The sequence below is a fragment of the Gemmatimonadota bacterium genome, from assembly GCA_041390105.1.
Classification (GTDB): domain Bacteria; phylum Gemmatimonadota; class Gemmatimonadetes; order Longimicrobiales; family Gaopeijiaceae; genus JAGQIF01.
Window position 1 is genome coordinate 141,552 of record JAWKQO010000003.1, and the last position, 14,180, is coordinate 155,731.

A 14,180-nucleotide genomic window follows, 5' to 3' on the forward strand; every position below is an offset into this window, starting at 1 on the left:
ATGCTCTCGGAGGCACCCATGAACACGACGAGTTCCTCGGCCCGCCCGCTCTGCCCGGCGTTCGCCGTGGCCGCGCTGATGCTCCTGTGGCTGACCGGCTGCGCGCCTCCCGCTTCCGAGACCGGTGAGTCCTCGCCGGACGTGGAATGGCGCCACTATGCCAATGATGCCGGCGGCACCAAGTACTCCCCGCTGCGTGACGTGCACACCGGCAACGTGGCGCGTCTGGAGATGGCGTGGACCGCGCGGGCGGGCGACGTGCCCGCCGAGATGTTCGATCCGGAGCGTCACGGAACCGAGGGCGTGCGGGGCGATGGGCTGCCTGTCGACCCACGGGCGGGGGGAACCTGCTCGGCCTGCCACGGGCAAGACTTGCGCTTCGAGACCACGCCGCTCATGCGCTCCGGCGCTTTGGTCGTCTCCACACCGCTCAATCGGGTGCTGTCCCTGGACCCGGCCACCGGCGAGCAGCGCTGGGCCTACGATCCGCACGTCAGCGTGGACCACGGCTACTCGGAAGACTTCATCTCCCGAGGAGTGTCCGCTTGGGATGATCCGACGGCACCGGCCGCAGCCACCTGCGCCCACCGCATCTTCGTCGCCACCATCGAAGCCCGCCTCATCGCGTTGGACGCGGCCACCGGATCACCGTGTACGGACTTCGGAACCGAGGGCGTCGTTCGCCTCGACCTGGGTGTGTCGCTGGGCGAGCAGGAGGTCGACGTCGGCCAGTACCTGGTGACGTCGCCGCCAGCCGTGGTAGGTGACGTGCTGGTCGTGGGGTCCGCCATCGGTGACAATCGTCGGCGCGACGTGGAAAGCGGGATCGTACGCGCGTTCGACACCCGCAGCGGTGCGTTGCGTTGGAGCTTCGACCCGATCCCGCGCACGCCGAGTTCACCGGGCTGGGAAGGCTGGACGGAGGAGGCGGCCCACTCCACGGGCGCAGCCAACGTCTGGGCGCCGATCGCGGCCGATCCGGCACGCGATCTGGTCTTCCTGCCCACCGGCAGCGCCGCTCCGGACTTCTACGGCGGCGACCGTCCCGGACGGAACGACTTCGCCAATTCGGTAGTGGCGCTGCGGGCGGGCACCGGTGAGCTCGTGTGGTCCTTCCAGGTCGTGCATCACGACCTGTGGGACTATGACGTCGCCTCCCAGCCCATGCTCATCGACGTCGAGCATGAGGGTCGGCAGAGGGCCGCCGTGGTTGTGGGCACCAAGATGGGGCTGCTCTTCGTTCTGGACCGGGAGACCGGCGAACCCCTTCTTCCGGTCACCGAGCGACCCGTGCCGCAGAGCGACGTACCCGGCGAATCGAGCTGGCCTACCCAGCCCTTCCCCAGCCTGCCCCCCCTGCACGAGAGCGTGCTCACGCCTGACTCGGCCTTCGGCCTGACGGAGGAGAGCCGCAGGGCTTGTGGCGAATGGATCGGCCGGCTGCGCAACGAAGGGATGTATACGCCCCCTTCGCTGGAGGGGTCTCTCCTGTGGCCGGGGTTCGGAGGCGGCATGAACTGGGACGGAGCGGCCTGGGATCCCGAGCGCCACCTGCTGGTCGTGCCGATCAAGCGCTTGGCGATGTTCGTCCAGCTCCACCGCCGCCCCGACTTCGACACCCGCCTGCAGAATCGAGAACAGGGTCTCGAATACGCGCGCCAGGGAGGCACGCCCTACGGCATGAGTCGAATGCCCCTGATCGGAGCGGACGGGGTCCCCTGCTCCCCTCCGCCCTGGTCCAAGCTGGTCGCCGTCGACCTCGCCACCGGCACCATCCGCTGGGAGCGCCCCCATGGTGGGCTGGCAGCGTTCGAGACCCCATCGGGACCCGTCCACCCCGACCCGGCCTGGGGGTCGTTGACGTTCGGAGGGCCCCTCAGCACTGCGGGCGGGCTGACCTTCATCGCCGGGGGGATGGACGATCGCATTCGCGCATACGCCACCGAAACGGGCGATCTGCTCTGGGAGCATGCGTTGCCGGCCGGCGGACAGGCTTCGCCCATGACGTATCGCTACCGCGGCCGACAGTATGTGGTCATCGCAGCAGGTGGGCGCTCCGGGATCGGCACGTCCGGAGACCACATCGTGGCGTTCGCTCTGCCGGAGTGAGCCGACCTGTGCGGATCAGCCCAGCCCGCGCGCTCCCGCATAGGCGGGCAGCGCCGGCTGTCCACCCAGGTGGCAGTAGAGGACCTTCGAGCCCGGCGGAATGGTTCCGTCCTGGACCAGACCGATCAGGCCCGCCATCGACTTTCCTTCATAGACGGGATCGGTGAGCATGCCCTCGGTACGGGCAGCCAGGTGGATGGCGTCGACGGTCCGCTCGTCCGGGATGCCGTAGGCGGGCCCCTCGTAGCCGGTCACGATGGTGATCTCGTCTTCGCGCAGGGAACGACCGACGCCGATCTTCTCCGCTGTGGCCACGGCGATGCGGGTGACTTGCGCGCGCGTCTTCTCGATGGTGGCCGACGCATCGATCCCCACCACCCGACGGGCACGCCCCTTCTCCAGCGCGAAGCCGGCGATCATGCCGGCATGGCTGGAGCCTGTCACGGTGCACACGATCACGTGGTCGAAGAAGATCCCCAGCCCGGCTTCCTGCTCCGCCACCTCACGGGCCCAGTTGGCGAAGCCCAGCCCGCCCAGGGGATGGTCGGAGGCGCCCGCGGGGATTGGATAGGGCTTTCCTCCCGCCTCCACCACGGACTCCAGGGCCCGCTTCCAGCTGTCCCGGATCCCGATGTCGAAGCCGGCGGGGTCGATGCGCAGGTCTCCTCCGAGGATCCGGGTGAGTTGGATGTTGCCCACCTTGTCGTAGTTCATGTCGGGCCAGTCCACCCAGGCCTCCTGCACGGTGACTGCCCCCATTCCCAGATGGCGAGCCACACCGGTCACCTGCCGTGTGTGGTTGGACTGGATGCCCCCGATGGACACGAGCGTGTCGCATCCCTGGTCGAGGGCTTCGGCAACGAGGTATTCGAGCTTGCGGACCTTGTTGCCCCCGTAGGCGATCCCCGAGTTGCAGTCCTCGCGCTTGGCCCAGACCTCGACCTTGCCGCCCAGAGCCTCACTGAGGCGAGGGAGGGGGTGGATGGGGGAGGGGCCGAAGAGGAGTGGGACGCGCCGGAAATCGTCGAGGCTCATGGGACTCGGGGCCGGAGTGGGTGCGAGGGGTCGGGTGCAAGCTACGCTCTCGCCAGGCGCCGCGCCGCCCCCCAGGAAACGTCGAAGGGGCACCCCGTGCGGGGTGCCCCTCGAAGCCCGGAACGACCGCAAGGGCCGCCCTGGAGACGTAGTACGCCTAGAACTTCACGTTCACCTTCGTATAGATGTAGCGCCCGTTCATGCTCAGCCCCGAGGAGCTGTCGAACGGGAAGATGCCCGAGAAGTTGTAGCCCTCGGGCACCACCACCGGACGTGCGTTCAGCAGGTTCTCGGCGCCGATGGACAGTCGGATACCGTCCGTGACGTTGTAGCTGGCATCGCCGTCCATCACGAAGTGCGGCCCGTTCTCCAGGAACACGTCCTGGGCCGGCGTCGCGCCCTCCTCCAGACGATCCACCTGCTGGCCGTACCAGTTCCCGGCCAGCCCGACATCGAACCTCTCGTGCACGAAACGCGCTCGCGTGGTCGCACGATCCCGGGGCCGTCCATTCTCCAGCACGTAACGGTCGCCACTATCGAACACCTGGTCCGCGATCTCCTGGATCACGGCCGGCACGTGCACGTCGGTGACCTCGATCGAGTTCCGGTTGTACTGGGCCAGAAGCTCGAGATAGGTGCCCGCCGGCAACAAGTGGCGGTAACGGGCGGTCACATCGACGCCCTTGGTGCGCGTGTCCACGGCGTTGGTGAAGAACTTCACCGTGGGTGCGCCGAACTGGGCCAACAGCGCCTCGACCGTTGGACCCTCCAATGAACCGGTCAGGATGATCCGGTCACGCAGATCGATGAGGTAGCCGTCCACCGTGAAGGTGAGGCGCTCGACGGGCGTGAACGCGATTCCGCCGCTGTAGTTGGTCGAAGTCTCCTCGCGGAGGGACTCTGCCCCCAACGCCCTCGCTTCCGGCGATTCGACCGGGATCTCACCGATCTCGTAGGCGATCTGGTTGCCAGGATTGTTCGGATCCGTGCGGAAGCCCGTCGAAACGTGGCTGTAGTAGCTCTGGTTCAAGTTGGGAGCGCGGAATCCCGTGCTCACCGCACCACGCAGGATGAACTGATCGCCCGCCTGCAAGCGCGTGGCGATCTTCCCGGTCACCGTGCTTCCGAAGTCGCTGTAGTTCTCGAAGCGCGCGGCGGCCGCCACCAGCAGCCGCTCGGTAACGTCCGTCTCCACATCCACGTAGGCGCCGACGTTGGAGCGCCACTTGTCGACCGCCTGATCGGGTCGGAAGCCCGTAAACACCTGGCTCCCCACCGCGGCGGTGCCGCCTGAGCGGGTCGGATGGTTTCCGTTGACATAGGACGCGGCTTCGCCGGCCTCGATCTGGAAGTTGTCGGCACGGAAGGCGAGCCCCACGGCCAGATTCAGCGGCGAAGAGGCGCCGATGTCGACGCCGCGGTTGAAGTCCGCGGAGACGACTGCTTGGTTGCTGATCAGCTTTCCGGCGTAGACGTCGGTCTTGTTGGGGATCTCGTCCCCCGTGCCAGGCACCCCATCGGGCCCCGGTCCCAGCGACTCGCCGGGCGCGTTGCTGCAGCTCGCATCCAGGCACGGTCCCAACGACACGTTCATCGTCTGGTAGATATCCGTGTCCAGCGAATTGCGACCCCACTGGCCACTGATGTCGTAGTTCCACTGCCCTGCGAACCCGCGGACTCCGCTCACCCACATGAAGTCGGTGGCATCCCCGCGGAAATGCGGGAGGAACCCGAGCGGGAAGATCTGCGGCCAGTTGCGGTTGTCCAACCCGCGCCGATAGAAGCCGCTGTGCAGGTCGCGGCGGAAGGTGTAGCCTCCGAACCCGTACAGGTTGTGGGTCTGGTCCTCGTTGAGCGCGTAGTTGAGGTTGAAGAACCCACCACCGTTCTTGCTGGCGCCATCCCCGATCACGTGGTTGGGCATGGGCACCGCATTGTTCTTCTGGATGATCTCGTTGATGCCGTCGCCATTGGTGTCCGCCACCACGTCCGCGTCGCCCGGGACGATCTGGTCGCGCGGGTCGGGGCCGGCCCGTTCGGTCTCGGCGCGGCTGGAGAACATACCGCTGAGCACCAGCGTGCCACGCTCACCGAGTCCCCAGCCGGAGCTTCCGGTAAACTCGAAGCGCTCGCCATCGGGATCGAAGTACTCGGGCCGGTACTGTCCCACCGACGCCGAAAACTCCGGACGATGGATGTCGTCGCGGAGCTGCACGTTGATCACTCCGGCGATGGCATCCGACCCGTACTGGGCCGCGGCCCCGTCGCGCAGGATCTCCATTCCACCCATGGCCGACGGGACGATGGCGTTCATGTCCACGCCGCTGGATCCAGCGCCTCCGGATGCGGCACCGAAGACGTGCACGACTGCCGTGGAGTGCCTGCGCTTGCCGTTGATCAGCACCAGGGAGTGGTCCGGGCTCAGGCCACGGAGCTGGAAGGGCCGCACGCCCGACGTCAGGTCGGCGATCTGAGGACGCGGGAAGTAGATCGCCGGTGACAGCTCCTGCAGGATGGTGGCCACCTCCAGTTGTGGCGTAGCCATCTGGATCTCGTCGGCGCTGAACACGTCCACGGGGACAGCCAACTCGTCGGCGGCCGTGACCGCGCGCCGGGAACCCACCGTGACGGCCACCCCTTCGATGGCCACCGCGGTCTGGGTGATGCGGAAGTTGTGGGTGACGGTCTGCCCCGCGGCGACCTGGACGGTCACCTCGGAATCCTGGTATCCCAGCATCTGCACCTGCAGCGTGTAGGAGCCAGGCGGGACATTGACGATCAAGAACGCCCCGCGGGCGTTGGTGATCGCTCCCTGCCCGGTGCCTGAAAGGCTGACCTGTGCTCCGATCAAGGCCGAGCCGTCCTCGCCGGTGACGCGGCCCGCAACGGTGCCGTTCTGCGCTGCCACCCCGCGGGGCAACACCACGAACAGCGCCAGAGCAAGCAGGATTCGTAACACTCGAGCCATCGTGCTCCTCCTTCCAAGGTTCTTCCGTCGCGCACCTGAGCGCCCCGAACGGACCGCCAGTGCGAGATGAGGGCTGGACCCAGAGCAAGGCATCCGTCGCCCGGGGGGAAGACATGCCCACGATACGGGGCCGCTTCCCCGTGCTGCAAGGGTTTTCAGGGCCCTCCGACCCGCCTCCCGGCGCGGGTCGCCGCAGCGCGCGCGGACGGCGAGCGACGGCCGGGGGCTCCCGCTCGCGCCGCCGAGATCAGTTTCCGCCAGGCCCGGCCCCACCCTAGCTTGGCGTCAGCGAGACCATCCACTTCAGAACTCGGCCGTCCCATGATCCGACCTTCGCGGCTCCTGGCATTGGGCTTCCTGCTCCTGGGGTCAGTCGGGCCCCGTCCCCTCCCGGCCCAGACCCCAGATCTCTCGGGTGAGCTCGGCGAGGTGCGCACGATGCTGCAGTCCCCTGCAGTACAGCGCGCGATGGAGTACGTGCGCGCCTCGCGCGACGAGACGCTCACGGAATGGCTTTCCCTCTGCAACGCCGACGGCGCCTCCGGCCGGGAAGGCAACCGCTCTCGGCTGCTGTACAAGCTCTTTCGGATCTACGGGCTCGATGACGTGCGCATCGACGATTCAGGTACCGTGATCGGGATCCGTCGCGGCGTCGGGGGCGGCCCCACCGTGGTGCTGAACGCGCACCACGACAACGTCGCTCTCTCCCCGGAGGGCCAGTCCGTGGAGGCGTTCATCGCCGACGGTCGGGTCTGGTGCCCCGCCGCCTTCGACGACCTGGCCGGCGTGACCCAGATGTTGGGCGTGCTGCGCGCACTGAATGCCGCCGGTATCGAGACCCGCGGCGACATCTGGTTCGTCGGTCTCACCGGGGAGGAAGCGCCGCACGGACCGGATCACCCGGACGCCAGCCCCGGCGTCGAGCACCTGGTGCGCGCCCATGTGCCTCGCGACCTGGACTGGCGGCGTGGGGACATCCTGATGCAGTTCCACGGTCGCGGGGGCGCGGGCGTCACCACGGGGAGCACGCCGCTGCGCAACCGCAGCCAGCTCCGGGTCTTCGCCCCCTTCGAGGGCGATCGCTGGTCGCCGCATGCGGTCGACGCCCTGGGTCGCATCCTGGTGCGCTTGAGTGAGGAAGTGCGTGACCCGCGCGCCGGCGAGGAGCCATTCCCGGTGCGGGTGCAGCCCGATCCCAACTCAGCAGTGCTCTACCTGAACATGGCCATGATCCACGCCAGCGACATCATCGCACGGCCAGCCAGCGAGGCCTGGGTCCGCTTCGACATGCGCTCGGACGCGAACGCGCGCTTGCAGCAGGCGCACGACGCCATCCGGCGTATCGCGGCCGAAGAGACGGCCCGCATGGGAGGGGGATTCTCGTTCAGCTACGAGATCAACTCGGTCAACGGCACCGAGGCAGGGGTGCCCGGTTGGAACCCGGCGGACAACCGACCTGCCCGGGTGGCGGCCGCGGCGGGAGTCGCGCTCTACGGCAGCGAGCCGCTGATCGATCCCACGACCGGGTGCGGCGACTGCGTGCGGGCGTTCGCCTCGGGCATGCCGGCCATGTCCTTCCGGGGCGGGGTGCGGGAGGACTTCGGCGACCCGGTCGGTACACTCAGCGGATACGACCCGGTGCGACTGAGGAGCACGTCCCACGACGTCACCGAAAGCGCGGAGATCGCGCAGCTCTGGCCCGGCCTCAAGCAGGGCCTGCTGTTCGCGATCACCTACGCGGGCCTGGCAAACTGACCGAGGTGGGCGAGTCCCGCTACGAGCGCATCTACCGGGTCGTGCGGGCCATCCCGCCGGGCCGGGTGTCCACCTACGGGGCACTGGCCCGCTCGGCGGGTCTGCCGGGCCACGCCCGCCAGGTGGGGTACGCCTTGGCGGCACTTCCCACGGACCACGACGTGCCCTGGCACCGTGTGGTGAACGCGCGCGGCGAGATCTCCAAACGAAGCGCAGGACCGCTCTCCGAGCGCATCCAGCGCGCACTGTTGAACGAGGAAGGCGTGCGCTTCACCGCAGGCGGACGAATCGATCTGGAGCGTTTTGGCGTGTAGGGTGTGGCACCCGAAATCGCGGCCCCTGCGCTCAGCGCGCAACGTGGGATCGTCGGGCGCCTCGGCCTCGAGGAAGGCATCGCGTCCGTCGGGCGGCAGGAGGCGGGCCTCGTGGAACAGGCGAGCAATCACGTCCCAACGATCTGGTGCGTCCGACGCGCGGGAACCTGGCATGGATACGCCCTCTTAGGGCTCCTCCCCGCCGTCCGGGGAGAGGACCTTCCGCACCCAGCGCTCCGCGTGGACCGGGACTCCGACCAGCTCCGTGACCAGTCCGGCGTCGCGGGCATCGTCCAGGATGCGCCGCAGCGCGAGGGCTCCTGACAGGTCGATGCGGCCCAAGCCCTTGAGATCGACGCGCAGCACCTTGGCCCCTTCGTACTGGGAGAGGGCCCACAGGAGCTCCGGCTCCAGGAACGGTGCCGAGGCGAACCACAGCACGCCCTGCGGAGCCACTTCGATGACGTCTCCGTCGATTCGCAGGTTCGGCACCAGGCGCAGCTCACGATAGGCGTGCACGGCCAACGAGGTGGCGATGCCGAGCAGGACCGCCAGATCGATCCGCGGCGCGAACAGGAGCGTCGTCGCGAACGTGGTCAGGGCCACCACGCCTTGCGAGACGGACAACCGCGTCACCCGCGCGATGGCCTTCACATCGATGAGGCTCCAGGTGGCCGTGATCACGATCGCCGCCAAGGCCGCGCTGGGCATCGCCCGGAGCATGTCCGCGAAGGGCAGGAACGCCAGCACCGTCAGACCGGTGACGAAGCCGGCCCAACGGGAACGTGCTCCGGCCAGGCGTCCCAGGCTGGAACGGGCGAACGAACCGCCGACCGCGAAGCCGCCCACCAGTCCGGACGCGACGTTGGCGAAGCCCTGCCCGATGAATTCCCGGTCGGGATCCCAGGACTGCCGGTCCCGGGTCGCATAGGTCCGGGCGATGGCTGCCGCGTCGGCGAAGCCCACCAATGCGATCACCAGGCCCGGGAGCAGCAGCGCCGGCACGGCCGACCACGGGAGCCGCAACGACAGGTGCGGGAGCCCGGCCGTGATGGATCCGGTCACCGGGCCCTGGAACTCCATCGTGCGCGAGTACACCAACGCCCCCGCCGCCACGACCAGCACGCCGGGGATGCGCGGCCACCAGCGGCGCAGGCCGACGATCACCGCGATGGAGGCGGCCCCCAGCACCAGTGCCTCCCGCGACCAGGTCGCGGGTGAGGACAGTGCGGTGACGGCATCCGCCAGAACGCCTGCTCCACCCTTGGGTACGCCCACCAGGCCGGGCACCTGCGACGCAGCAATCAATACGCTCGCCGCCGACATGAAGCCCAGGATCACCGGCTGCGACATCAGATAGCTGATCCACCCCACCTGGAAGAGCCCGATCGTGAGGCGGACAACGCCAACCAGCAGCGCCAACAAGGCGGCCAGGGCTACGTAGCGGGGACTTCCAGCCGGCGCGAGCTGTACCAACGCACCGAGGGTCAGCAGCGACGTGACGGCGACAGGGCCCGTCTGCAGGAATGGAGACGAAGCGAACAACGCCGCAGCGATGGGCGCGGCGGCCGCAGCCCAGAGTCCGTGTTGCCCAGGCAACCCCGCCACGTCGGCGTACGCCAGCGCCTGCGGGATCAGAACCAGCGCCACCGAGACGCCGGCGATGATGTCGTGCCACGAAAAGCGCGGTTTCAGCGCTCCCTCTCCGGCAGGCGATAGGCGTCACGCTCCGGCCGCACCGGCCGCAGCAACCAATAGGGTCGCCGCGTGCCGTCCGGTGAGAACCGCGAGGCCGGACGGGCGCGCTGCAGCCATTCTTCGTATACCGCGCGCGACTTCTCCGTGTCCACGTGTACGTCTCCGTAGCGGTCGCCCGGCTCGGCCCGACGGACCCGCACCGCTTGATGCCAACAATGCGCGCCGGAAATGGGATCCGGCTGCACACCGAAGGTCAGATTCTGGTGCACGCCGGCGTCGGTCCACCAGATGCGTGCTGTGTCCGCGTCCGCGGACGCGAAAGGGCCGGGACCGCTGCTCTGCCGCAGCGACCAGCCACTTCCGGTGCGCTGCAACTGGACGGTTGCCATCCCGGCTCGCTGTCCCGGCCCCTCGACACGCCAGCGTCCCATGTGGTGGGAGCACGCGACCACGTCGGGGCGGATCCCCTCTGTGACCCAGGCTCGCAGCACGAAGTACCCGATCCGCGTCTCGACACGCACCAGATCCCCCGTCTTCACTCCCAGCGCGTTCGCGCGCTGCGGGTGGATCCAGAGGGGATTCGAGTGCGCGATCTCATCCAACCACTTGGCGTTGGCGCTCCGCGTATGGATGTGTACCGGCAGTCGGAACGTCGCGATCAGGGGCACTTGCCCTTCCTCGAGATGATCCGGATGGATCTGACTCTTCACGTACGTGGGAATGGCCAACTCGGGCCAGCCCCATTCCGCCACAGTCCGCGACCAGAACTCGAGGCGGCCACTCGGGGTCGGGAACCCCCGCTTGATCTCGCCATCCACATCGACACCCACCCGGCGGCGCCCCTCCGCGTCCGGGTCCAGCACGGGCAGGGGAACGACGTTGTGGGTCGCCGGCTTGGGTGCACGCGTGAACACACGGCCCTGCTCGTCCGTGCGTGCGTCCTGCAGCTCGTCGGCGGCGACCGATTCCTGGTAGACCGCACCCACGCCACGACTCACCTCGAACGCACCAAAGCGCCGCATGTACTGCAGCGGCGTCAGGCCCTTCGCCGCCGCGGCCTCCGGCAGGCCGGGTACGGAGTGCTCGAACAGCCATCCGTAGTACTCGTCCACGGTGAGTTTCTCACCGGGACGGGCCCTGGATTCGAAGAACGACCGGATGCCCAGGCTGCCGTCCGGATCGATCCTCCAGGTGAGGTCGATCCAGAACTCGTTCTCCTCCCAGACCTGACCCGGGTTGACGTCGCGTGTGTCGGAGACCGATTCCCCACCCCGGGTCCGGGCCTCTCGCAGCACCGGCTGTCGGAAGGCGATCCACTGCCCGTCGTACTGCTCGTACGACGTGAGGTCGTGCCGCTCAGAGGATAGGCCCATGGGGAGCACATAGTCCGCGAAGTACGCGGTTTCGTTCCACGTGGGTGTCAGCGCCACATGGAGTCCGATGCGGGCGGGATCCGTCAGCATCTCGATCCAGCTGAATCCGTCGGGGTTGGTCCAGACGGGATTGTAGACACGGCTGAAGTAGACCTCGAGCGGCCGCTCCCGTCGGCGCAGCAAATGCGGCAACAAGAATGACATTTCCATGTGCGCCAGCGGATACTCGTCCGGCCAGGTCATGTCGTTCCAGGTGGCGGGGTGCCGCGGCAATTGGATCGGGCGCGGCACGTACTTGTTCCACGCGTTCGGGTAGGTCCCCCCCGGCACCGCGATCGCCCCCAGCAGGGCATTCAGCATGAACAGGGTGCGTGAGGTCTGCCAACCGCCCAGGTTGCCCGCGGAGGCGGAGCGCCAGGTGTGGCTTGCCAACTGGGGTCCTGCCTCCGCGACCACCTCCGCGACTTCCTCGAGCACGTCGGCGGCGACACCGGACTCCGCAGCGGCGTACTCGAACGTGTAGTCGGCGTAGATCGTCAGCAGCGACTCGTGGAAACGCTCGAAGGTGGGCTCGGCGTCCGGGGCCATCTGCTCGAGGTACTCCTCCCAATTCCACCAGCGACGCACGAACTCCGCGTCGTAGCGGCGCGTGCGGATGAGATGCGCGGCCATGGCGAGGAAAATGGCAGCTTCTGAGCCCGGATAGGGCGAGAGCCAGTAGTCGGCGTGTGTCGCCGTATTGGAGAGGCGCGTATCGAGCACGATGACCTTGGCGCCTCGCTTCTTGCCCTCCATGATGCGTTGCGCGTGGGGATTGAAGTAGTGACCCGCCTCCAGGTGGCTGGACATCAACAGGATCACCTTGGCGTTCTGGTGATCAGGGCTGGGCCGGTCGATCCCCATCCAGAACGCGTACCCCGTGCGCGCACCAGCCGAACAGATGTTGGTGTGGGAGTTGTGTCCGTCGATGCCCCACTGGGCGATCATGCGCTCGGTGAAACCGTCTTCGCCGGGGCGGCCGACGTGGTACATCACGTCTTCGCCCCGCTGCTCCGTGAGGGCGGCTCGGACGCGACGGGCGATGTCGTCGAGCGCCTCGTCCCAGCTCACCTGCTCCCAGTGGCCTTGTCCCCGCTCACCCACCCGACGCAGCGGGTGCAGGATCCGGTCAGGATCCTGGATCTGGTTGAGCGTCGCAGGCCCCTTCGCGCAGTTGCGACCCCGGGAACCCGGATGCTCGGGGTTCCCCTCGAGCTTGCGCACCTGTCCGGTGGCGTGATCCACATAGGCGAGCAACCCGCAGGCCGACTCGCAGTTGAAGCAGGTCGTCGGAATCAGCGCATACCGGCACTCCTTGCGACGCGGCCAGGCCTGGGTGTCCAGCTCGGTCCAGTCGTCCCAGCGTTCCTTTGGAGGAAAGGGGGAGAGTGGGGTCATGCCTTGGCCGCCACGGTCGGGCGCCACGACCCGAATTCCCCATCGACGTAGACCACGTCGTATCCGTCCCTCTGGAGCAAGGCAACCGCCGGAGCCGCCCGCGCCCCGGTCCGGCAGTGGACCAGGATCTCGCGGTCCTTGGGAAGCTCCGCCTCCCGAACCCGCAAACGGGTGTGGGCGATGTTCAGGGCGCCCGGTACGTGGCTGGCCTCGAACTCGTCCAGGCGCCGGACATCCAACACCAATCCGCCCTCGGCCTTCTGCCGACGATCCATCTCCGTGATATCGATCACATCGATCGCCTTCAGGCCACTCGACGACTCCACCACGTCGGGTGTGACATAGGCACCTACATGATCGTAGCCGATGCGGATCAGGTCGAGGATCGCCTCCTCGATGAACGCCTCTTCGATGATGAGCACCACTTCGGACTCGGGAAGCACGTACGACCCCACGATGGTGGGGAAGCTCTTGTCGAAGGGTGCGTAGAGCGTGCCCGGCAAGTGCCCTTCCATGAAGTCGCGACGATTGACGCGCGCGTCGACCACCGTCCTGGTGGTATCCGCAAGCGCCGCCGTGAGGGCCGCCTGGTCCAGCCGCCGAGCGCGGGGGATCTGCCCCAGCACCGGGGCCCCATCGCGGTTGAGGCGCTTCATCTCGGCGAAGTACACCGGCGGCTCGGGCTGACCGGTGAGGATGAAATCGACGAAGTCGTTCTGGCTGCGTTGCACCATGTCCAGGGCGGGGCTGAAGCGCCGTTCATAGCCGACCGTGGTTTCCGGAACGGCGCCCAGCGCCTTGCCGCAGGCGCTCCCGGCGCCGTGTCCAGGCCAGACCTGTAGATAGTCGGGCAGTTCGAGGAACCGGGTCGCGGACTCCCAGAGCCGGCGGGCCGAAGGCTCCATGGCGCCCTCCACGCCCGCGGCCGTCTCGAGCAGGTCGGGGCGGCCCAGATCACCCACGAACACGAAGTCCCCGGAGGCGATGCCCATGGGCTCGTTGGCCCCGCCGCCCTCGTCCGTGATCAGGAAGCTGAGGTGCTCGGGAGTGTGCCCAGGCGTGTGCACCGCCTCGATGCGGATGTTTCCCACGCGAAAGTGGTCGCCGTGCTTCAAGAAGTGGACGTCGTGCCGTCCCCTCTCCGGCCAGGTGTACTCCCAACCGGCGCCGCCCTCCGCGGACAGATACGCTTTGACGCCGTGCAGCTCGGCAAGCTCGCGGATCCCGGAGAGGAAGTCCGCGTGGATGTGTGTTTCCGTTGCGGCCACCAGACGCAGCCCCTCTTCTTCCGCGATCTTCCGGTAGCGCGCCACGTCACGCATCGGATCGATCACCAGCGCCTCACCAGTGCGCTGACACCCGACGAGGTAGGCGTACTGGGCGAGCTTCTCTTCGAAGATCTGACGAAAGAACATGATCCCCCCAACGGCCAACGGAAATCGGCGAGGCCCGCCGGACGATCAGGCCTCTGCTGCCCTGCTTGCCGAGTAT

Annotated in this window: 8 protein-coding genes; 3 read left to right on the top strand and 5 right to left on the bottom strand. The window is 67.9% G+C overall.

Annotation, left to right across the window (positions count from 1 at the left end; translation table 11 throughout):
* Window positions 1-18 precede the first annotated feature (18 nt).
* The gene (locus R3E10_13745) at window positions 19-2,109 is read left to right on the top strand and encodes a pyrroloquinoline quinone-dependent dehydrogenase (GenBank protein MEZ4416807.1); all 2,091 of its coding nucleotides are present in this window, start codon (window positions 19-21) and stop codon (window positions 2,107-2,109) included.
* A 15-nt stretch (window positions 2,110-2,124) separates the two neighbouring features.
* Here R3E10_13745 and R3E10_13750 read toward each other — a convergent pair whose 3' ends face one another.
* Together R3E10_13750 and R3E10_13755 are read right to left on the bottom strand one after the other, a co-directional pair.
* Window positions 2,125-3,144, bottom strand: a complete 1,020-nt coding sequence (locus tag R3E10_13750; GenBank protein ID MEZ4416808.1) for a 1-aminocyclopropane-1-carboxylate deaminase — start codon at window positions 3,142-3,144, stop codon at window positions 2,125-2,127.
* Between the two features lie 157 nt (window positions 3,145-3,301).
* Window positions 3,302-6,112, bottom strand: coding sequence for a TonB-dependent receptor (locus tag R3E10_13755; GenBank protein ID MEZ4416809.1), 2,811 nt, complete (start codon window positions 6,110-6,112; stop codon window positions 3,302-3,304).
* A gap of 321 nt (window positions 6,113-6,433) precedes the next feature.
* Here R3E10_13755 and R3E10_13760 point away from each other — a divergent pair, with 321 nt between their 5' ends.
* The gene (locus R3E10_13760; protein MEZ4416810.1) at window positions 6,434-7,867 is read left to right on the top strand and encodes a M20/M25/M40 family metallo-hydrolase; all 1,434 of its coding nucleotides are present in this window, start codon (window positions 6,434-6,436) and stop codon (window positions 7,865-7,867) included.
* 5 nt (window positions 7,868-7,872) lie between these two features.
* Window positions 7,873-8,181 carry an MGMT family protein gene (locus tag R3E10_13765; GenBank protein ID MEZ4416811.1) on the top strand — a complete coding sequence of 103 codons (309 nt, stop codon included), beginning with the start codon at window positions 7,873-7,875 and terminating at the stop codon, window positions 8,179-8,181.
* A gap of 186 nt (window positions 8,182-8,367) precedes the next feature.
* Here the strand turns inward: R3E10_13765 and R3E10_13770 are convergent, their stop codons facing one another.
* Genes R3E10_13770 through R3E10_13780 form a run of 3 tightly spaced genes read right to left on the bottom strand, consistent with a single transcriptional unit; the run spans window position 8,368 to window position 14,104 of the window.
* Entirely contained in the window at window positions 8,368-9,876 is a 1,509-nt protein-coding gene (locus R3E10_13770; protein MEZ4416812.1) for a SulP family inorganic anion transporter, read from the bottom strand.
* Window positions 9,873-12,689 carry a molybdopterin-dependent oxidoreductase gene (locus tag R3E10_13775; GenBank protein MEZ4416813.1) on the bottom strand — a complete coding sequence of 939 codons (2,817 nt, stop codon included), beginning with the start codon at window positions 12,687-12,689 and terminating at the stop codon, window positions 9,873-9,875. Before R3E10_13775 ends, R3E10_13770 begins: the two co-directional genes overlap by 4 nt.
* Entirely contained in the window at window positions 12,686-14,104 is a 1,419-nt protein-coding gene (locus R3E10_13780) for a rhodanese-like domain-containing protein (protein MEZ4416814.1), read from the bottom strand. The genes R3E10_13775 and R3E10_13780 overlap by 4 nt, the downstream gene beginning before the upstream one ends.
* Between the last annotated feature and the right edge of the window lie 76 nt (window positions 14,105-14,180).